This window comes from uncultured Eubacterium sp., from assembly GCF_945980375.1.
Lineage (GTDB): Bacteria > Bacillota > Clostridia > Oscillospirales > Acutalibacteraceae > Eubacterium_R.
The window spans coordinates 93,468-115,918 of record NZ_CAMFQO010000001.1; the positions used below are offsets into that span (position 1 = coordinate 93,468).

13 protein-coding genes and 1 tRNA gene are annotated in these 22,451 nt (G+C 41.3%); 7 read left to right on the forward strand and 7 right to left on the reverse strand.

What is annotated here, in order from left to right:
- Positions 1-48: 48 nt before the first annotated feature.
- Complete coding sequence (gene rpoB / locus Q0P34_RS00435; RefSeq protein ID WP_294951395.1) at positions 49-3,792, reverse strand: DNA-directed RNA polymerase subunit beta; 3,744 nt, start codon at positions 3,790-3,792, stop codon at positions 49-51.
- Positions 3,793-4,202: 410 nt separating this feature from the next.
- Here rpoB and Q0P34_RS00440 point away from each other — a divergent pair, with 410 nt between their 5' ends.
- Genes Q0P34_RS00440 through Q0P34_RS00465 form a run of 6 tightly spaced genes read left to right on the forward strand, consistent with a single transcriptional unit; the run spans position 4,203 to position 11,082 of the window.
- The gene (locus Q0P34_RS00440) at positions 4,203-5,888 is read left to right on the forward strand and encodes an ABC transporter substrate-binding protein (RefSeq protein ID WP_294951397.1); all 1,686 of its coding nucleotides are present in this window, start codon (positions 4,203-4,205) and stop codon (positions 5,886-5,888) included.
- Positions 5,872-6,339, forward strand: a complete 468-nt coding sequence (locus tag Q0P34_RS00445) for a VanZ family protein (RefSeq protein WP_294951399.1) — start codon at positions 5,872-5,874, stop codon at positions 6,337-6,339. Before Q0P34_RS00440 ends, Q0P34_RS00445 begins: the two co-directional genes overlap by 17 nt.
- A gap of 1 nt (position 6,340) precedes the next feature.
- The gene (gene nagB / locus Q0P34_RS00450; RefSeq protein ID WP_294951401.1) at positions 6,341-7,066 is read left to right on the forward strand and encodes a glucosamine-6-phosphate deaminase; all 726 of its coding nucleotides are present in this window, start codon (positions 6,341-6,343) and stop codon (positions 7,064-7,066) included.
- Positions 7,067-7,093: 27 nt separating this feature from the next.
- On the forward strand, positions 7,094-7,825 hold the full coding sequence (locus tag Q0P34_RS00455) for a hypothetical protein (RefSeq protein WP_294951403.1): 732 nt from the start codon (positions 7,094-7,096) through the stop codon (positions 7,823-7,825).
- A 15-nt stretch (positions 7,826-7,840) separates the two neighbouring features.
- Positions 7,841-9,784, forward strand: coding sequence for a methionine--tRNA ligase (metG, locus tag Q0P34_RS00460; RefSeq protein WP_294951405.1), 1,944 nt, complete (start codon positions 7,841-7,843; stop codon positions 9,782-9,784).
- A 32-nt stretch (positions 9,785-9,816) separates the two neighbouring features.
- On the forward strand, positions 9,817-11,082 hold the full coding sequence (locus tag Q0P34_RS00465) for a metallophosphoesterase (RefSeq protein ID WP_294951406.1): 1,266 nt from the start codon (positions 9,817-9,819) through the stop codon (positions 11,080-11,082).
- A 65-nt stretch (positions 11,083-11,147) separates the two neighbouring features.
- Here the strand turns inward: Q0P34_RS00465 and Q0P34_RS00470 are convergent, their stop codons facing one another.
- Positions 11,148-12,308: an FprA family A-type flavoprotein gene (locus Q0P34_RS00470; RefSeq protein WP_294951408.1), complete on the reverse strand. Its 1,161-nt coding sequence runs from the start codon at positions 12,306-12,308 to the stop codon at positions 11,148-11,150.
- A gap of 15 nt (positions 12,309-12,323) precedes the next feature.
- Complete coding sequence (locus tag Q0P34_RS00475; protein WP_294951410.1) at positions 12,324-13,454, reverse strand: iron-containing alcohol dehydrogenase family protein; 1,131 nt, start codon at positions 13,452-13,454, stop codon at positions 12,324-12,326.
- Between the two features lie 173 nt (positions 13,455-13,627).
- Between Q0P34_RS00475 and Q0P34_RS00480 the strand changes: the two genes are divergently transcribed.
- A tRNA-Pro gene (locus Q0P34_RS00480) sits at positions 13,628-13,705 on the forward strand.
- A 271-nt stretch (positions 13,706-13,976) separates the two neighbouring features.
- Here the strand turns inward: Q0P34_RS00480 and Q0P34_RS00485 are convergent.
- From Q0P34_RS00485 to Q0P34_RS00500, 4 genes are all read right to left on the reverse strand, one after another.
- Positions 13,977-17,354, reverse strand: a complete 3,378-nt coding sequence (locus Q0P34_RS00485; protein WP_294951412.1) for a leucine-rich repeat protein — start codon at positions 17,352-17,354, stop codon at positions 13,977-13,979.
- 187 nt (positions 17,355-17,541) lie between these two features.
- Entirely contained in the window at positions 17,542-17,733 is a 192-nt protein-coding gene (locus tag Q0P34_RS00490) for a LuxR C-terminal-related transcriptional regulator (protein WP_294951414.1), read from the reverse strand.
- Positions 17,734-17,820: 87 nt separating this feature from the next.
- Positions 17,821-18,486: a histidine kinase N-terminal 7TM domain-containing protein gene (locus tag Q0P34_RS00495; protein WP_366783398.1), complete on the reverse strand. Its 666-nt coding sequence runs from the start codon at positions 18,484-18,486 to the stop codon at positions 17,821-17,823.
- A gap of 195 nt (positions 18,487-18,681) precedes the next feature.
- Positions 18,682-22,386, reverse strand: coding sequence for a leucine-rich repeat protein (locus Q0P34_RS00500; RefSeq protein WP_294951416.1), 3,705 nt, complete (start codon positions 22,384-22,386; stop codon positions 18,682-18,684).
- Between the last annotated feature and the right edge of the window lie 65 nt (positions 22,387-22,451).

Sequence of the window (22,451 nt, forward strand, 5' to 3'; positions counted from 1 at the left end):
CTGTAATATATTGGAAAGTAATCTAAATTCGAAAGTAAATATTAATTATTATTCTTCATAATAATCGTCGTCGCCAAATGAATCCATTGAAGCGAACAAATCATCTTCCTCATCTTGATTTGCTTCCGCGATTTCCTCACCGCTTTCGTCAAGCATACCATAGCCCTCTTGACCTTCAAAGTCATTAACCTCGGTAAATGCCTGATCATCTGTTACGGTTGGTATTCCGTCATCGTCAAGATCTTGCTTAAGAATAACCTCGTTGCCGTCGCTGTCATAAAGCTTGGTATCAAGTCCAAGTGCCTGAAGCTCCTTATAAAGCACCTTAAATGCCTCCGGAGTTCCTGCAGGCGGAATGTTCTCACCCTTAACGATAGCCTCGTATGTCTTAACACGGCCGACAACATCGTCCGACTTAACAGTAATGATTTCCTGCAAGGTGTAGGCAGCACCGTAAGCCTCAAGTGCCCAAACCTCCATCTCACCGAATCTCTGTCCGCCAAACTGAGCCTTACCGCCCAACGGCTGTTGAGTTACAAGGCTGTAAGGACCTGTTGAACGAGCGTGAATCTTATCATCTACAAGGTGATGAAGCTTGAGGTAATACATATAACCTACTGTTACACGGTTGTCAAACTTTTCACCTGTTCTGCCGTCTGTAAGCTGAACCTTACCGTCGTATACCTTGTTACCGTTTTCGTCTACGTAGTAGCCGATGTCTGCAAGCTCAAGGCAATCCCTAATATCGTTTTCGTGAGCACCGTCAAATACAGGAGTCATCATCTTCCAGCCAAGAGCCATAGCTGCATAGCCAAGGTGAACCTCAAGAACCTGACCGATGTTCATACGTGAAGGTACGCCCAACGGGTTAAGAACAATGTCAAGCGGACGACCGTCCGGAAGGAACGGCATATCCTCCTGCGGAAGAACACGTGATACAACACCCTTGTTTCCGTGACGACCTGCCATCTTATCGCCGGCCTGAATCTTCCTCTTCTGTGCGATGTAAACTCTAACAACCTTGTTTACACCCGGGTTGAGCTCATCGTGATTTGCTCTTGTAAATACCTTAACGTCAACAACAATACCGTATTCACCGTGAGGAACCTTCATAGAGGTATCACGAACCTCTCTTGCCTTTTCGCCAAAGATAGCGCGCAGCAATCTTTCCTCACTTGTAAGCTCTGTTTCGCCCTTTGGAGTAACCTTACCTACAAGAATATCACCCGAGCGAACCTCAGCACCGATACGGATGATACCGTCCTCGTCCAAATCCTTGAGTGCATCCTCACCGACGTTAGGAATATCTCTTGTAATATCCTCCGGACCGAGCTTTGTATCACGAGCCTCTACCTCATGCTCAATGATGTGGATAGAGGTGTAAACGTCATCTCTTACTATCTTTTCGTTGATAAGAACAGCGTCCTCGTAGTTATAACCCTCCCAGGTCATAAATCCGATAAGTGCATTCTTACCGATGGAAATTTCACCGTTGCAGGTAGCAGGACCGTCAGCGATAACCTGTCCGTCCTCAACCTCCTGATGAAGTGAAACGATTGGTCTTTGGTTGATGCAGGTGCCTTGGTTAGAGCCTGCATACTTTATGAGCTCGTACCTGTCAATCTCACCGTCCTTGGTCTTAATCTCAATAGTACGTGCATCAAGTGAAACTACTGTACCGCCGCGTTTTGCAATAACTACAACGCCTGAGTCGTAAGCAGCCTTGTATTCCATACCTGTGCCGACAACGGGAGCCTCTGTTTTAAGGAGAGGTACTGCCTGACGCTGCATGTTAGCACCCATAAGAGCACGGTTTGCGTCATCGTTTTCAAGGAACGGAATCATAGCAGTAGCAACAGATACAACCATCTTAGGCGAAACGTCCATATAGTCTACCTTTTCAGGCGGAACTGTAAGGAACTCGTCCTTGCAACGACAGGTTACTCTTGCGTTGGTAAATCTGCCGTTTTCGTCAAGAGGCTCGTTAGCCTGTGCTACAACATAATTATCTTCTACGTCGGCTGTCATATAAACAACCTCGTCGGTAACAACACCTGTTTCCTTATCTACCTTACGGTAAGGTGCCTCGATAAAGCCATACTCATTAAGACGGCTGTAACAAGCAAGATAAGAAATCAAGCCGATGTTCGGACCTTCCGGAGTTTCGATAGGACACATACGGCCATAGTGTGTGTAGTGTACGTCACGAACCTCGAAGCCTGCACGGTCTCTTGACAAACCGCCGGGACCGAGAGCCGAAAGTCTTCTCTTATGTGTTAATTCTGCAAGCGGGTTGTTCTGGTCCATAAACTGTGACAACGGTGATGAACCGAAGAACTCACGAATTGCGGCATTAACAGGACGGGTATTGATAATAGCCTGTGGAGTGATAGCATCGCTGTCATCCTGTGACTGAACATTCATACGCTCTCTGATAACCCTTTCCATACGGGTGAAGCCGATACGGAATTGGTTTTGGAGAAGCTCACCTACGGCACGAATTCTACGGTTGCCAAGGTGGTCAATATCGTCTGTTTTGCCTACGCCGTTTGCAAGGTTAAGCAAATATGAAACTGTTGCAAAAATATCATCAATGATAATGTGGTTTGGAATAAGGTCATCGTGGCGAAGCTTAATTTCTGCAACAAGAGCCTCTTGGTCGTCGCCGACCTTTTCCATAATCTCGGAAAGTACACGGTATGATACCTTCTCGTTAATTGCAAGCTCCTTCTTATCAACGGTTACATACTTGTCAATGTCAACCATACCGTTGGAAAGAACCTTAATCACCTTGCCTGACTCAAGCTTAAGAAGTACAGACATAACACCTGCGTTCTCAATCTCAAGTGCTTTCTCGGCAGTGATTTTTTCACCGGCATCTGCAAGGAGCTCACCCATAGGTGAAATAACAGGCTCTGCCAAAATCTGACCTGTAATCCTTTCCTCCAAGCCGAGCTTCTTGTTGTACTTGTATCTGCCGACTCTTGAAAGGTCATATCTCCTTGAATCAAAGAACAAGCCATCAAGATGTGCCCTTGCAGTATCTACTGTCGGTGGCTCGCCCGGACGAAGCTTCTTGTAAACCTCAAGAAGAGCCTCCTCCTCGTTCTTTGTTATGTCCTTCTCAATAGTAGCTTCCATTCTTTCGTCTTCGCCGAAATATTCGCGAAGCTGCTCATCAGAGCCAAGACCTAATGAGCGAAGGAAGGTGGTAATGTAGATTTTTCTGTTCTTGTCGATACGAACATAAAAAATATCGTTTGCATCTGTTTCGTACTCAAGCCAAGCACCGCGGTTTGGAATAACTGTATTTGTAAACAGCTCCTTACCGGTCTTGTCGTGGTCCATATTGTAGTACACACCCGGTGAACGAACAAGCTGAGACACGATACATCTTTCGGCGCCGTTAATAACAAAGGTGCCGGAATCTGTCATAAGAGGAAGGTCGCCGCAATAAATAACGCTGTCCTTAACCTCGCCTGTTTCGGTGTTTCTTAAACGAGCCTGCACCTTAAGAGCCTTGGAATAGGTGGTATCCCTTGCCTTACATTCCGCAATGCTGTACTTAGGCTCATCATCCATGCTGTAATCGATAAAATCGAGAACAAGCTTTTCGGAATTATCGGTTATTGAACCGATGTCCCTAAATACCTCCTTAAGACCTTCGTCAAGGAACCATTGGTAAGATTTCTTTTGCACTTCAATCAAGTTAGGCATTTGCATAACTTCATTGATTTTTGCAAAGCTCTTTCGTGTAGTTGTACCAAGCTGTACATCCTTCACATTTACCATAAAGGTATTCACTCCATTCGTTTCTTATTTGCAATACATAGACCGGCCGTGCTTGACAGCCATCAGCTGCCCGTCCTAATATATAGCTTATATAATAGCCTGACATAAGGACACATACTGCCAGTATATAATCGTGCTGATATTTTACACTAATAAAATATTAAAGTCAAGAAAAATTTTTATAAATTACAGATTTGTTAACAATTCCTCTGTTTAAGCGGGTTTCGGCACCGTTTTAATATTTTTTATCAACTGTGCCACGCGTTTTGTAGCAATGAACAAATCGGCGGAATTTTTATCAGCTATTTTCACCAATAACAAAATTCAAAAACTGTCAATAATTATGTATTGAAAATAGGTAATTTGTTTGTTATAATATATATACTATTTTTGAGGATACATATATTATAATGAAAAAATTCTTATCCATATTTATGTCTGCGTTGCTTTTGGTAAGCCTGCTTTCAGGCTGCGGCGGCAAGGAAAAAACAATAGATTTTATCTATCCCTTTTCCGCAAATGTTAACAGCTATGACCCACAGGTTGCAGCAACATCGGACGAATATTTAATTATAGAAAATACCTTTGAGGGATTAATAAGAATTAACGACGACGGCGAAATCAAGCCGGGTATGGCTGACAAATGGGAGGTTAGCAGTGACGGCTTGACATATACCTTCCACATCAGGCCGGGGATGAAATGGGATATAAACACTGAAAAATACACCTCCGGCGACAACAAGGGTGAATTTAAGGACAAGCGCCTTAAAATGCTTGGCAGAGAATTTAATCCCGACATTACAGCAAACGATTTTGTATTTGCTCTGCGCAGAGCTGTAAATCCTGTTACGGATTGCCCTATGTTTTCATCAGTATCATGCATAAAAAATGCAAGCAAGATACATTCGGGTGCTATGCCTGTATCACAGCTCGGTGCTGTTGCAAGCGACAATTACACCCTAACCATTACCCTTGAGCGCAGGGACGACACATTTATGCAAACGCTTGCATCGGCTGTTGCTATGCCGTGCAATGAGGAGTTCTTTAATGCCACAAAGGGCAGATACGGTTTAGAGGGCAGGTACACCCTATTCAACGGTCAATTCTATGTCAGCCAAATTCTTGAGGCATCATATCTTCTAAAGGCAAATGACAGATACACAGGTCCTTCACCTACCGAGGCAAAGGAGCTCACTCTTAAAATTGCCGACAGCAAGACCGAGTCAAACGATATTCTGACAAAGCTCCAAAGCGGATACTACGATGCCGCCTTCATCAGCGGTCATGACAGCAATGGCATTGATAAGAACAGCGGTGTTACATATACATCATACCAGGACACAACCTGGGCGTTTATACTCAATCCAAATGACGAAGCGCTCCAATCAAAAACAATGCGCAAGGCTTTTTGCGAAGGCTTCAGCAGGTCATCGGACTTTAATGCAGATTACCTGTCCCCTGCTCAAAACCTTATTCCGTCCTCCTGCGTCATCAACGGCAACAATGCAGTCAAGGCGATGGGAGCTACGGTTGAGCCTCAAAATCAGGATAAAAGCATTGCCGACTGGAAAAAGGCGTTAGACATTCTTGACACAACAGACATCAGCATAACTGTCATCACCCCTGATTATATGGAAACCACAGTGAAAATTCTTTTGCAGGGTATTCAGGCAGGTCTCGGCTCATATTTAACGGACAGCAATGGCAATGCTGTAAATCTTACGTTGAAGGTTGAGACTATGTACGAGGCGGACATAAGAAATGCAATCAGCACAAATACATATGACATTGCATTTTTACCGTTTAGAGCAACAAGCAACAATGCATCTGCTTTTTTAAGCAGTGTTATCGGCGACAGGAATGTTGAGTTTAACTCCGACAAGGCAACAAGTCTAATCAACAATGCGCAAGCACAAGGCACTCTTTCGGCAACAGCAAATATTCTTAAGCAAGCTGAAAAGACTATCCTTGCAAGCTACACCGTCTGCCCTGTTGTATATGAAGAAAGCTTTTATGCATCGGCAAAGGGTGTAAAGGGTATTCAATTCCATCCGGGAACGGGAAGGGTGAGCTTTGTAAATGCAACCAGAGAATAAGCATAACAGAATTCTATGCATCATGCTTTGGATACTGACCGTGCTTTGTATGGCGGCGATATTCTATTTTTCATCACAGCCTGCCGTTCAATCATCGGGCCAAAGCTCCGCTGTCACCCTGCTTTTGCAAAGGCTTTTACACACAGAAGCTATCACAAATCATATGGTGCGAAAGACAGCACATTTCATTGAGTTCGCAGGCTTAGGATTTTTAACAACCTGTTCGGTTTACCTTTCCTTTAACAAAATGTATCTTGGTGTTGTCATTGCGTCACTCTATGCCGCGACAGACGAAATTCACCAAATATTTGTTGACGGGCGAAGCTGTCAGCTAACGGATTGGATGCTTGACACAGTGGGGATTATCACCGGCGCACTTATTTTTTCAGCAATATTTTGTATTATCCAACGGATAAATAAACATAAAAATCAAACAAAGGGAGATATATAAAATGAACGTACTTACATTTGACACAGAAGAACAAATAGGAATTGCCGCAGGATACTATATGTGCGGTCAGGTTTTGCAAAAGCCCGACAGTGTATTAGGACTTGCAACAGGCTCTACTCCCCTCAAGCCCTATGCCCATATGATTAAGCTTTACAACGAGGGTGCAGTTGACTTTTCAAGGGTTAAAACCTTTAATCTTGACGAATACTGCAACCTTGATGTTAAGGACAAAAACAGCTATCACAGCTTTATGTATGAAAATCTTTTCAACCACATTAACATTCCGGATGAAAACATCAATTTCCTTAACGGCAATGCAGAAGATATGGATGCGGAATGTAAGGCTTATGAAGAAAAAATCAAAAAATGCGGAGGAATTGATATTCAGCTGCTTGGCATAGGCTCAAACGGTCATATCGCATTTAACGAGCCTGCCGACTCGTTCCAAAGATGGAGCCATGTTGTTAAGCTTAAGGAAAGCACAATTCAAGACAACTCCAGATTTTTTAATTCAATAGAAGAGGTACCTACCCACGCCGTTACCATGGGCATTGGCTCAATTATGCAGGCAAAGCGCATCCTTATCATTGCAATCGGCAAAAACAAGGCAAAAGCAATCAAGCAATTAATTGACGGCAACGTTACTCCTCAATGCCCCGCTTCCGTACTGCAATTCCACAAAGATGTTACCCTTATGCTTGACAAAGGAGCAGCATCATTAATCTAAATTTATACATAATTCAAGGTGAATAAAATGAAAAGAAAAACAACCGCAATAATATCTTTAGCTCTCGCAGTATCTATTGCCGCTTGCATTGCAGGCTGCTCTGCGAACAACAAAAAGCCCGACAGAGAATATGTTTCTGCCTCATCACAGGAGCAAACGGTTACCGATGAAAACGGTAACACCGTAACAACCGAAGGCACAAACGCATCAACTGCTGCCGCAGAAAACACAACAACTACTCAAAAGAGCAAAAAAGCAAAAAAGGTGAAGGAAAAACCCGCAAAGCCTTACTATGTTACAAATATATACGGTAAAAAAATCACCACAACAGCCGCTTATGTAAAGGTTACAAACAAAAAAGGTGAAGTTGTAACCGATAAAAAAGGCAATGCTGTAACTGAAAAAGTTACCGAAACCACAAAAAAAGGTGAAAAAACTACCAAGCATTACGAGGGCACAACAACTTATACAACAAAGCCTAAAAACGGAGTAATAGAACTTCCTGATGCTCCTGAAGATGATAACGAATTATCAGAATCTATGGCACTTATCAATCTTCAAGCTAACTATCCTGAAAAATGGATTAACATCTTCCCTAACTACGATCCAAACAACAACGGTGACTATGCTTATTTTGCTGTATTTACAAACCCTGATAAGCACACAATAACATCAGTAATCACTGTTGATTTGGTAACAGGCAGGGCAAATGAAAGAAACCTTAAAACAGATAAAGTTACAAGCATTAAAGTTTTATAAACAGGAGATAATACAATGGCAAACAAAGGAAAATTTTACATTACAACAGCCATAGCATATACTTCTCGCAAGCCACACATCGGCAACAGCTATGAAATTGTACTCACCGATGCAATCGCAAGATACAAAAGGCTTCAGGGCTACGATGTGTTTATGCTCACAGGCACAGACGAACACGGTCAAAAAATAGAAGAATATGCCAAAACAGCCGGCATAACACCGAAAGAATATGTTGACAAGGTGTCAGGCGAAATCCGTGGCATATGCGACCTTTTGAACACAAGCTATGACCGTTTTATTCGCACAACTGACGAACAGCACGAAAGAGTTGTGCAAAAAATATTCAAAAAGCTTTACGAGCAAGGTGACATTTACAAAGGACACTATGAGGGTATGTACTGCACCCCTTGTGAAAGCTTTTGGACAGAGAGTCAGCTTGTTGACGGAAAATGTCCGGACTGCGGCAGAGAAGTAAAGCCTGCAAAGGAAGAAGCGTATTTTCTCAAGCTTTCAAAATATCAAAAGCGACTTGAAGAATTTATTGAGCAAAACGAAAACTTTATTTATCCCGAAGCAAGAAAAAAAGAAATGCTCAACAACTTTATCAAGCCCGGCTTGCAAGACCTTTGCGTATCAAGAACAAGCTTTAAGTGGGGCATCCCTGTTGACTTTGATCCAAACCATGTTGTTTATGTTTGGATTGATGCTCTTTCAAACTACATCACAGCCATAGGATACGATCCTGACGGTTCATCTGATGAATACAAAAAATACTGGCCTGCCGATGTTCATATTATCGGCAAGGACATTGTGCGTTTTCACACAATCTACTGGCCTATTATGCTTATGGCTTTGGGTGAGCCGTTGCCAAAGCAGGTTTTCGGTCATCCTTGGCTTTTGTTCGGCGAGGACAAAATGAGCAAATCAAGGGGCAATGTTATCTATGCCGATGACCTTGTAAATCTTCTTGGTGTTGATGCGGTAAGATACTATCTTGTGTCCGAAATGCCATATGCATCTGACGGCTCAATCACATACGAAACAATAATTGAACGCTACAACTCTGACCTTGCAAACACCTTTGGCAACCTTGTAAACAGAACAATAGCAATGCAAAACAAATACTTTGACGGCGTTATTCAACCCGGAACTATTGCACAGCCTGTTGATGACGAGCTGAAGAGCTTTGCTCTCGACACCGTTAAAAAAGTTGAAAAATGCTTTGAAACATACAGAGTTGCGGATGCAGTTGAGGCTGTTTTGAACCTTGCTAAGCGTTCAAACAAATACATTGACGAAACAACTCCTTGGGCGCTTGCAAAGGATGAGGCATCTCTCCCTCGCCTCGGCACCGTGCTTTACAATTTACTTGAAGCAATCAGATACATTGCAATTCTGCTTTCTCCGTTTATGCCTGAAACAAGCGAAAAAATCTTTGCACAAATGAACTGTGACATCAAAAATTACGATTCACTTGCAAGCTTTGGGGCACTCAAATCAGGAGAAAAGGTTGGTAAGGCAGAGGCGCTTTTTGCAAGAATCGATGCAGAAAAGATGCTTGAGGAAATTGCCCAAAAGCAGGAGGCAGCAGCAAAGGAAGAGGAAAAGGCAAAGCCAAAAGAAATTGAAGGTCTTGCAGAAATTACCTTTGACGATTTTGCAAAGGTTGAATTAAGAGTTGCCGAAATTACAGAATGTGAGCCGATAAAAAAAGCAAAAAAGCTACTCAAAATTATGGTAAATGACGGTACCGCAGAGCCTCGCCAAATTGTATCGGGCATTGCTCCGTGGTACAAGCCGGAGGACCTTGTCGGCAAAAAGGTAATTATTGTTGCAAATTTGAAGCCTGCAAAGCTTTGCGGTGAAATGAGCAATGGTATGCTGTTGGCAGGTGACGTGTCTGACAACGACGTTAAGGTTGTGTTTGTAGATATGCCTGCAGGCACAAAAATCAGATAAATTAATGCTATAATCAAAAGGGGTTTTAGAATATGGCTACAACAAAAGTAAAAAAGACTGCAAAGCAAAAATGGGGCATTTTTTTGAAAGTAATCTTGGGAATTGTAATTGTAATTGCAATTCTTGCCGCAGTAATCGCCGCTATGAATATCGCATCCGTAAAATCAAGCAACAAATTGATTGCATCCATTTCGGCTATCGAATATGAAAATCAGCTAAAGCCTGAAATAGATGAAAAGGATGGCTACTATACCTTTACAACAGATAACGACCTAAAGGTTGTTCAGCTGTCCGACATACATATCGGAGCAGGCTTTATGAGCACTAAAAAGGATGCAATGGCTATCAATGCCGTTGAGGCAATGGTAAGTGCCGAAAAGCCGGATCTTGTTATCGTTACCGGTGATATTGGCTATCCCGTTCCCTTCCAGGCAGGAACCTTTAACAACAAAAACGCCGCAAAAATCTTTGCAAACCTTATGGAAAAAATGGAGGTTTATTGGTGCCTTACCTATGGTAATCACGACACCGAGGCTTACAGCTACTTTGACCGAAGCGACATCTCAAAGGTTTACGGTGACAGGGACAAATATCCTCATTGTCTGTTCCAAGAAGGTCCTGATGATGTTGACGGATACGGCAACTATGTAATAAAGGTTAAGGATACCGCAGGCAAAATCACACAGGCTTTCTTTATGATAGACTCTCATTCATACACGGACGGCGACTATTTTGGTGCATTGTGGAAATACGATTGCATACATGAAAACCAAATCCAATGGTATGAAAACCAAATTTTAAGCCTTACCGAGCAAAATAACGGTGAGACACCAAAATCTCTGATGTTCTGCCATATTCCGTTGATAGAGCTTCAGGATGCTTACAATGAATATAAAGACAACGGCTTCAAGGATACCGAAAATGTTCAGCTTGTCGACGGCTTGATTGGTGAAACCGGCAAGGTTGTATATTCAAGCGAACACAACAACGGTATGTTTGACAAAATGCTTGAGCTCGGCTCAACACAGGGTGCATTCTTCGGCCACGACCACACAAACAGCTTTTCAATGATGTACAAGGGTATTCAGCTTGGATATACATACACCATCGATTACCTTGCTTACATGGACATAAAAAGCTACGGCCTGCAACGTGGATGCACAGTATTCACCGTTCACCCTGACGGAACATATGACAGACAGCTTGAAAACTACTATCAGGATAAATATGAAACCATTAACGAAAAAGAAAAAGTAAAAATGGTTGATTACAATACTGACAGGGCTAAAGAAGAATAAACCGAATAAACACAAAAACACCTTGGACACGAAAGCATCCAAGGTGTTTTTATATATTAAGATAATTAAAACAGCTTCATAATTTCGTCAGCAAGCTCCTCAAGCTCTGCTGCATATACATCTGTAAATCTTGTTTTGATTGTAACGGTTTTATCAATAATATTGATGTTTGCCATCTTTTCAAAATGAGCCTTCATTGCTCTGATAGCACTCGGAGCCCAAGACGCATTTTCAACAAGAGCAACTGTCCTGTTCTGGAAAGCCTTATGCTCAAGATGATTAAGATAATCATCCATAGGAGTAAACACACCTGCATCATATGACGAAGCCATACAAAGCAATACGCTGTGGCGGAAGCCGTCCTCCACACATTCTGCAATATCATCACGGGTAAGGTCGGCAATAGCAACTCTCGGGCATCCCTTTTCTTCAAGAATTTCCTTCATCTTCTCTGCCGCCTGCCATGTGTTGCCGTGGATAGAAGCACAGGCAATGAACACACCCTGATTTTCAGGCTCGTATGATGACCATGTGTTGTAAAGACTCAATACCTCAGGAATTGTATCTGTAAGCACAGGTCCGTGCAATGGGCAAATTGTCTTAATTTCAAGGCCTGAGACTTTTTTAAGAAGTGCCTGAACCTGCTTGCCGTACTTGCCGACAATATTAAAGTAGTATCTTCTTGCCTCACAATTCCAAGCCTCGTCGGCATCAGTTGTGCCAAACTTGCCAAAGCCGTCGGCAGAGAACAAAATTTTCTCGCTGCTCTCATATGAAACCATTACCTCCGGCCAATGCACCATTGAAGCCATAACAAAGGTAAGTGTGTGAGTACCAAGCTCAAGTGTGTCGCCTTCCTTTACGGCAATCACTCTTGATGCATCAATGTCGCAAAACTGCGGAAGCATTCTGACAGCAACGGTTGAAACAACTATCTTCATTTCAGGGAACTTATCGGCAAGTGCCTGAATACCGAAGCTGTGATCAGGCTCAAGATGATGAACAACAATATAATCGGGAATTCTGTCACCAAGTGCCTCATCAATATTATTGAGCCAAGTGTCAACTGCTATCTTGTCAACGCTGTCCATAATGGCAACCTTCTCGTCCAAAATAACATATGAATTGTATGCCATTCCCTTTTCAAGCATATATTGACCTTCAAACAAATCTATATTGTAATCATTTACGCCAACATACTTTACAGCATCACTGATTTTAACCATAAGTAATTAATCTCCTTATCTCAAATTTATATACATATTATATATATTTTCTTCTGTCAATTCAATAGGATTTCGCTTCATAAGCATAGACATACTTTTTTGGGTAAGCTCCCTAATTTGCTCATCGGTTGTGCAACCGATTTGCGAAAGGTTGGTACGCATACCCATTCGACTTTTCATTGCCGCAATTTCATCGGCCATGGCATCGGGAGTATCAAAGCCGCAATCCCTTGCAAATGCAGTAATTCTGCCTTCCTCATCTGCGTGCTCGGCGTTGAATTTTACAAAGTAATCAAGAGTAAACGCGCACGCCTCGCCGTGAGGCACACCGTAGATATTTGTAAGAGGAAACGAGCAGGCATGAGAGCCTGTTGTTCTCGGATGACTGAATGCCACTCCGGCAACAATAGATGCCTCTGCCATTTTTTCTCTTGCCAAAAGATCATCCGGATGATTGTACGCACGTTCCAAATATTCAAAAACAAGCCTTGCCGCATACACAGAGCAAGCAGAACAAATAGGCTGATTTAGTGTTGCCCAATAGCTTTCTATCGCGTGAGACAAAACATCAAGACCGGTTGATGCAGTAATCTGCGGCGGAACGGTAAGGGTTAACACAGGGTCAATAACAGCAATTTTAGGATACATAGCAGGGTCATTCATAGGCTGCTTAAGATTTTTTGCCAAATCTGTTAAAACCGAAATGTTGGTTACCTCACTTGCAGTACCCGAGGTTGTTGTTACGGCAATCATAGGTATTGCCTCATCAGCCGAAATTGCTTTACCGCCGCTGTGATATGCCTCAATTTTGTCATCACCCTTTGCAATAGCACAGGCTGCTTTACAGCAATCCATAGGAGAACCACCGCCAAGCGCAACAGCAAAATCAGCGCCAATACTACGCATAACATCTACACAGGCGTTTACATTGTCTGTGGTGGGGTTTGGTCTGATGTCGGAAAAAACTGCCTTTATCTTTCCGCCGGAGAGCTTTACAAGCTTGTCTGCGAGGCCGTTGCCTGCAAAGGAATGGGAGCAAACCAGTACGCCAACCTCTCCCCCGATTTCACAAATATAATCATAAATCTGCTCGTGCCTGTTGTTGCCGAAAGCAAGCTTAACAGGCAAATTAAATTCCCAATTCATAACTAATAACTCCAAAAATATATCACAGAATATTTTACCACAAAAATCCAATAAGTAAATATATTTTTTGAAAAATAAAAAATAAAATAGTTCTTGACAAGTAAAATAAATTATAGTATACTTTTATAGCATTAAGAAAAAGCGTATCACTCCTTCGGGAGTTTTACATATACCGAGGTGTAACTCAGTTTGGCTAGAGTGCCTGCTTTGGGAGCAGGATGCCGCAGGTTCAAGTCCTGTCACCTCGACCATAAAGAGCAGATACCATTTTGGGTATCTGCTCTTTATTATTTATATAAGACAGGACTTGAACCTGAGAAGGTCTTAGCGTTAAAAAGCGGCTTAGATTCGATGTCTAAGCCGCTTTTACAATCCCTCCGAGTGCGATAAATCGCACCCACCTCCCTTTACACAAGAGAGGCTCAAATCGGTTTGTTTATTTTATATGGCGTGTTTCAGCCCACTTTATCGACAGTCTAAAACTTGGAGAAATCCAAGGCTTTTCTTTTGAACAATATGTTGTTATTTCTTCGTTGTAACAGCCTTTACCTTGCTCCAAGATGAGTAAATCTTTGTTGATTTGCCGTTAATCTTAACTGTCTTGTAGGTGCGAACTCTTACATAATACTTTTTCTTGCCATTGAGCTTTGTGATTTTCTTTGAAACGGTCTTGTTCTTTGATACGGTGTAGCTCTTTACACCCTTTGTGAACTTGCTGTTGGTTGCAATTTGTACCTGATAGCCTGTTGTTTGGCTTGTCTGCTTCTTCCACTTTGCTGTTAATCCCTTCGAAATTGCAGAGGGTGAAGAAATGCTTGTTGCCTTTGGCTTGATAGTAAAGTATACAGTGTTGGTGCCTGTGTAGTTGCCCTTGAACGTAATCTTTACTGCGTACTGACCAACATACTTTCTGCCGCTTGCGTATGATACTGTATAGTCTTTATTGTTAACAAGAGTCTTACCCTTGCTGTCCTTAACGACTACTGACGGTGTTTTAACCTTGCCGTCATAGGTGTATGATGTTGCAGAAAGCTTAATGTATGATGCCTTTGGTATTACTGTTGTGGAAACAACCTTTGAGCATACTGTGCAGGTGTTTACAACCTTGCCGTCTGCTGTTGGGGTTGCCTTTGTTACGGTTGGCTTTGTAGTGTGGGCAATCTTAGCAACCTCTTCCTGTCTTACCTCGTAATCACAACGTGAGCATTTATATCCTGCTGTCCAGCCAACACTGAAGCAGGTTGGATTTACTGCGTCTGCTGTCTTAACTAAATCATGACCGAGTGGGTCAAGCTCTTCTCTATAGTCTTCACCGCAGTTTAAGCAAAGATACAAATTATGTCCGCCGGTGGTACAGGTTGGAGTTTCGCCTGCTCTTAAGTCGTAGTCGTGATCGAGCTTTGAGCCTTCGTCCGTTACGGTTACAGGCTTATTACAGATGGTGCAGGTGCCTGTCTTTGTGCCGTCCCCGGTGCAGGTTGCGTTGTTGTCGCTTGTGTAGGTTGTAACATTGTGAGTTGTGTGAGGTGCCGAGGTTTCATATCCGCAGCCGGGGTATGTTGCAGCAACCTTTGTTATTTTAAAGCCGTAATAGTTGGTTGAACTGTCGGAATTGAAATTAAGCTTAATATAGTTGCCGTTTAGGGTATATGTTTGGCCTGCCGGTTCAGTGCCTTCATATTTTGCTATTTCGTTTCCGTCCCTGTCATAAACCTTGAGATAGTCGTAATTTTTTTCTGTCTTGAACTGATCGTCAAAGGTTATGGAAATGGTATCTGCACCGGGATATTCCAATACATATTCCTCTGAGGTGCTATTCTCGTAATTGTGCTTTGACTCCGGCAAATTCTCGGTAAATTCAACAGCAAAGCTGTCCTTGTTTGCACAGGAGGTGATTACGGAATTTGTTTCGCTGTCGTATTTGTCGCTTAGCTGATGGTTAGGTCTTTCTGTAATATCCTCATGCTTGGTTGCAGAGCAAACAGTACATTCGTAATCAGTGTAACCGTCTGCACCGCAGGTAGCAGGACGGATTGTCGTTACAACAAAATCATGACCGAGTGCAGAGTTTTCCTCTGTTCTGTTTGTGGTTTCACCGCAGGCACAGGTTGCAGTTTCAGTGCCGTTTTCGGTGCAGGTTGCATTGCCGTCGGATACATAGTCACCGTAGCTATGTGTGTGCGGGGTATCAGGCTCGGCTTCATCACAGCCTACCTTTTCGGCAACAACTCTTGTTATCTTAAAGCCATAATAGTTACCTGAATCGTCGGAATGGAATTTAAGCTTAATATAGTCGCCGTTTAGGGTATATGTTTGGCCTGCCGGTTCAGTGCCGGTATATTTTGCTATTTCGTTTCCGTCCCTGTCATAAACCATGAGATAGTCCCAATTTTTTTCTGTCTTGAACTGATCGTCAAAGGTTATGGAAATGGTATCTGCACCGGGATAGGAAAGCTCAAAATATGTGTCGGTTTTGCTTTGATAATCATGCTCCGACTCGGGAAGATTTTCTGTTTCCTCAATAACAAAGCCATGATTTTTGCACGGATGATGCTCGATGGTTTTGTCTTCGTTATAGGTGGTTACAAAATCGTGGTCAACCATATTGGTTTCGTTGCGGTTTTCCGTTGTGCCGCATACGGAGCAGGTGTATAAATCGTATCCCTTTGCATAGCAGGTAGGCTCAACGGTTTTTGTGAGTTGATAGCTATGCTCTGCACATAACGGCAAAAATGCTATTTTTGATTCTTCAATGCCGTAGTCCAACAAATTTTTGTGTGTTACAGAATTTTCATAAACATTGTAAACAACATTGCTGTTCATACCATAGAAGCAATCAGTAGCAGGAAATTTAGCGTCCAAGGCACAGATGTTGACTGTTGTTAAATTTGAACAATAACACAAACAACGACCTGAAAAGTTCTTTACACTTGCCGGGAAATCTATTGACTCAAGATTGTTACGGTAGGTAAAAGCAAAGCCTGCGATTTTTGTTGTACCATCGAGAACGGTATAGCTTGTGTCCGGTCTACCGCCGGGATAGCTGAACAATGTTGTGCCGTATTTGTACAAAACGCCGTCGATAGCAGAAAATATAGTGTTGCCCTCAGCTACAACAAAATTCTTGATAGGAATTTTATTGCCAAACAATGACTGAGTGCCGATATCAGTTAACGAAGCAGGGAGAGTAATTGTTTCATCCGCCCAAACGTCTGAATCAATTGAGCAATAGTCGCCAAGGCTTTTAACACCCTCGTTAATTACAAGGCTCTTTATTTTTGCACCTCTTATTGCATAGTTTTGCAAAGAAAGATTTGTGCCGTTAAGAACAAGCTTTTCAAGAGTAACATCCTTGTAAAACGCTTCCTGTTCAATTGATGATACGGTGCCGGGCACTGTAAATTCGGTTGCATCGCTATTAACATATTTTATAAGCTTTGTCTTATTCTTGTTGTAGAGAGTACCGTTATCGGCACAAAAGCTTTCATTGCCCTCGGCAACGGTAATGCCCTTGCCTGCTCCGCCGACAAAGGTAGCATAGCTCATTGCATAAACTTGTATTGTTGTAACAGATGCAGGGATGGAAAAGCTTTCAATATCATATACATAGTGGAATAAATAATTGCACAGAGATGTAATGCCCTCTTCAATTACAATGTGCTTTACGGTACAGTATTCGAACGGCGATACATTTTCACCTGTCCAACTATAACCTGTAATAGCACCCTCGCCCGAAATTGTCAGCGTTTCGGTGGTTGAATCGTAGGTAAAGGTTTGACCGCTCAAAAGCGTTCCCGATGCTTCGGGATACTTTACCTCTGCCTGTGCCGAAAACGGAACAGCCATTAGAGTTGTTGCCAGCATTACAAATGCCAGCAGGGTGGATAATACTTTTTTCATAATTTTCCTCCTTATATAATTATATAATTTATTTATCTACATTATATATTTTTTTCTAAATTAAAACTATTGAACTAATAGGCAAATTAGGGCTACTTTTATATGGGCCTTTGCTGAAAACAGGGCTACCTTTAACAAAAAAATGCCGATTATGAACCTTACGATTCACAATCGGCATAATAATAAACTATTTATTTATTCTTTCGCTTTTAACCTTTTCCAAAAGCTCCTTTCTGTTTTCAACCTCTAATTTTTTATAGATTGAAGCAGAATGTTTTTTTATTGTGCTTTCGGTAACAAACAATTCCTCGGCAATTTCCTTTCTCTTTTTACCCTCAAGGAGAAGCTTCATAACCTCTCTTTCTCTTTTTGAAAGCAAATCGGTTTGTGCAAATTCATCCGCAGCTGCTTGAGAATCCCTGCTATCAAAATACTCAACCGTCTTTATCGGCTTGGGTGGGGCATTTTATGCATCAATAAATTTTTTCACTATGCTGTAAAACATAATGAGCAGTATTTCCGAAATTACATACGAAACGGAAAGGAATTCAAACCTGGTTTTAAGAATAGACTCAACAAGCCATATTCCTATATTTATTGCAACCAAAAATGACAGGTACAATGACACATATACACTCCTGTTTTCCTTTCTTATAAAGGAATAAACAAGAATTCCTATCATTGCCACAAGATAAAGGATTACATATACCTTATATATTGGATGCAAAACACCGTATGTTTTAACAAGGACCGTTGCATTATTAACCTTTTCAATAGCAACATCAACGTAGTAAATATCCGAATACCAAGCGCTTGTGGCAATAACAAAAACTATTACACCTATGCAAAGCAAAAGTGCAACAACCTTATTAGGTATTTTCAGCTTACACATTGATGCGATAGTTAAAAACATAAAGACAGAAATATACACACTGCCTAAATACGCAACTGTATTTGATGTAATGGCTAATACTAAATTCGGCGACACCGACAAAGCAAAATACCCAATATTCGTTACTGCTACTGAAAGAAACAGCCACATAAGCCACTTATTTTCTTTTCTATATGAAACACTGCAAATTGCTAACAAGACTATTGAAGCAACGCAGGTTACTCCGTATAAAACCGACAAGTCTATTCTCCGTTCAAAATCAAAATGTAATTACGCGTAAAATATTATATCATATTATAATCTTAAAGTGCAAGAACTATATTTTTTATCTAATAAAACAAAAAAATCAGCCTTGACAGAACAGTAACAACTGCTTTGTCAAGGCCTTTATATTTGTGGTAACGGCAGCAATATATGCCTGCCTAAAAAATCAAATTAATCAACTTGTTTTTTCTTCTTTTTTACAAAAACGGATGTTGACGATACACCTACGCCGGAAGCAAATAGCATAGCAATCCAAAGAAGCATCATGCTGTTGTTACCGGTCTGCGGAGATTTTGTATCACTTGAAGATTCTGTATCGGTTTTTGCTACCTCTTTTGCATTAACAACAAATGTTGTGCTTGCAGAACCATCTTTCCATACAATGTCAAGGGTATGGCTTCCAACAGAAAGGGTATTAAGATAATCCGCCTTCAGTGTAACAATGGTAGAACCTTCCTTTACAGTATAGTTCTCAGCATCAATAAGGACTCCGTCAACCTTAACTCCAACGAACTTGGAAAATTCTCCGCTTCCTCTTACGGAAAGGCTTCCGTCAGAATTTTGTGTCCAACTGCTGTTTGCACCATCTAAAATTCTATAATCTGTTGGGGTTTGCTCAGGTGTAGGTGTAGGAGTAGGTGTTGGTGCTACATAATTTGGATTTGCGATACCGCAAACTGCGCATGTAGCATCAGTTGTGCTCATATTTGTGTGATTACATGTTACTGTTGCTTTGAATGAAGCATCGGACGTCGGGTCGTGGGTCATTGCTGCGATGAATATCTGCTCTCCTGCCTTGAGTTCAAAGACCATTGTCTCTTTTTCAGATTCAAAATAAAATTCATCTCTCGCAGTGTTTGATGCAACAACAAAATCATCAATACCATTCATATCACTGATAGTTGCGGTATAGGTTCCGTCCTTAGTAGCAGTAAAGCATGCTGTTGATATTTGATATGTGTCACTAAAGGTACAGGTTATGCTTTGGTTTAATTTAACATCGCTTACAAAAGACTCCTTGTGTCCGCAATCAACACAAACGCCTACCGGAGCATTATGCTCAGTCATTTCAACTTCTGCGTTTTCACCTTGGGCGTCGCAGATTGCACATTTTGTTTTTGCAAGTCCCTTTGAGGTGCAGGTTGGTGCTGTAATAATTTCATCTTTAACAAAGGAATGAGTACACTCCACACCTTCTTCCAAATCTATTGAAACAAATTTATTGCCTCTATTATTTGCATATGCCTCAGCGGTGGAGCCGGTGTGACCGTAAATTGTAACAGATTCATAAACAAAATAAATTGATAAAGTAGTATCTTTACCGTTAATTATGATTGCTTCAATATTTGGGTCAGAAAATGCATTACTGCCTATTTCAGTAACTGAGGCAGGAACATCAACACAATAAATACCGCAATCGGAAAAAGCACTATTGCCTATTGTTTCAAGTGTTGAGGGAAGCTTAACCGAGAAGAGCTTTTCACAATATCCAAATGCATAGTCATCTATTTCTTTTAGTCCTTCATTTAATTCAACCGAGCTGAGATTATAACAGCCTTCAAAAGCATCATAACCGATATATTCAACTGTTGAAGGAAGCTTTACTCCCGAAATCAAGGAAGCATAGAATGAATAATATTCAATTGATTTAACGCCTTCAGGAACAACGAAGGTGCCTGTTAATGACGGAAGAGTAAAGATAAGGACAGTTCCATCCTTTGAATAAACAACATTATCAACTGACTTATATGTTTCATTTGCATCTGCAATGCTGATTGATTTCAAATCATAGCAGCAAGCGAATACGGAGCCGTTGAAATCTTTAACGCTTGCGGGAATTGTTACCGATTCTACGGCAGTATTTCCGAAAGCCCAATCATATATATACTCAATACCTTCATTAAGTATTATTGTTTTAAGATTTATGCATTCACCAAATGCGCCTTGATTAATTGTCTTAACGGAGCTTGGAATTGTTATGGATTCAATTGCAGTACCGAAAAAAGCGTTTTTACCGATAGAACCAATACCTTCACCAAGTGTTACTGTTTTAAGATTTTTGCAGTCACGAAATGCTTGGTTATAAATTGTTTTAACAGAGCCTGGAATTGTTATGGATTCAATTGCAGTACCGGAAAAAGCGCAGTAACCGATAGAATCAATACCTTCACCAAGTGTTACTGATTTAAGATTTTTGCAGTCAAAAAATGCTTTTTCATAAATTGTTTTAACAGAGCTTGGAATTGTTATGGATTCAATTGCAGTACCGTAAAAAGCGCTTTTACCGATAGAATCAATACCTTCACCAAGTGTTACTGTTTTAAGATTTTTGCAGTCACAAAATGTATAATCATAAATTGCTTTAACAGAGCTTGGAATTGTAACGCTTGTTAAATATTCACAATCCTCAAAGGCACTTTTTTCAATATATGTTACGGGAATGCCATTTATTTCGCTGAGAATTGTTACATCGGTAGGAGTGTCGAACCTATATCCGCCAACATAATAAAAATCGTTTCCTGTGTCGGCATCGGTATCTTTAACATAGAAAACGCCGCTGTCAACATATGATTCTTTATAATCAATATGAACATTGAATAGCTCATCTACTGTTGACGGGCTATAATACCTAACTGCAAAGTAAACAGTTTCTCCCTCAGAGGCACAATAATCAATACGACAGTTATTTCCTTCACCGTCATCATCATCTTCCATAATTGGGTTATCAGTATTAATATCGCTTGACGAAAGAAGGTAACCACAGGTATCAATATCAATGCCACCTGTTGTGTAAAATGTAAACATACCGTCTTTCTGTACAGTAACCCTATAGAAAAGATATTCGCCGGCAACCGAAATTTTGACATTCTCATCTACAAAGGCTGTCGCGCTGTCTGCCGTAACCGTTGCTTTAATAGATGCACCGCAACGTGTACAATGTCCGTCAACATCAAATTCATGGCCCAATGAAGGCACATTGTGATCATAAATGCTTCTTGTTTCGTTACAAGCAGAGCATTCTTGATTAATTTTTCCGCCTTCGGTACAGGTTGCAGGTGTTCTGTCAACCTCTGCCCAATTGTGACCTTTTGCGGGTGCATCGGGGTCGTTTACTGTTTGAGTTGCTTCGCAAACAGAGCATTTTTGATTGATTTTTCCGCTTACGGTACAGGTTGCAGGTGTTCTGTCAACCTCTGTCCAATCATGACCTTTTGCATCCTCGGTAATCATTTTGTATGTAAGCGAGCAAACGCTACAGCTTTTTTCAACATAGCCGTAATTTGCACAATCTGCTTCACCAGTGCCGACAACTGTTGTTTCGTGAGCGCAATCGGTAAACGCAAATTCACTTAACTGCATACATCTTTCACTGCCTGAATTCTTTGTGATTTCAAGCTTGAAATATTTGTACTCAACATTTGTCATGTCACAGGCAAATGAAAATGTTGTTTTATTTTCACTTTGAAGAACTGTATCGCCGATAACCTTATGGATTACATCCCATTTACCTGCCTTTGTTTCGGCATTATAGTCGTTACTGCCGTAAAGAACCCAATCCTTAGGATTTCTTGATGGCTCTGATGCTGTATCGTTACCGGTAGACATTTGGTAACCGCTGACCTTAACGGCACTTGAAGCCTCAATAACCACGTAAGCCGATGAAAAACTTGTAACACACCATTTTGTGTTCAAATCACTGTCAAAAAGCTTATCGTAGTTTTCCGTTCCACCGGCAGTGCTTGCACCGCGTGTTCCGTCAATTGCCTTAAAGGTTACACCTTCGTATGCAGATGCGGTGATAGGACACACCGACACAAGCATAAGAACGCTTAACAATACGCACAACATTTTTTTGATTCCTGATTTTTGTTGCATATTATCGTCCTCCTTTGTAATTGTGCAACATCATATATACCAAAGGTACACACTGCAACTATACA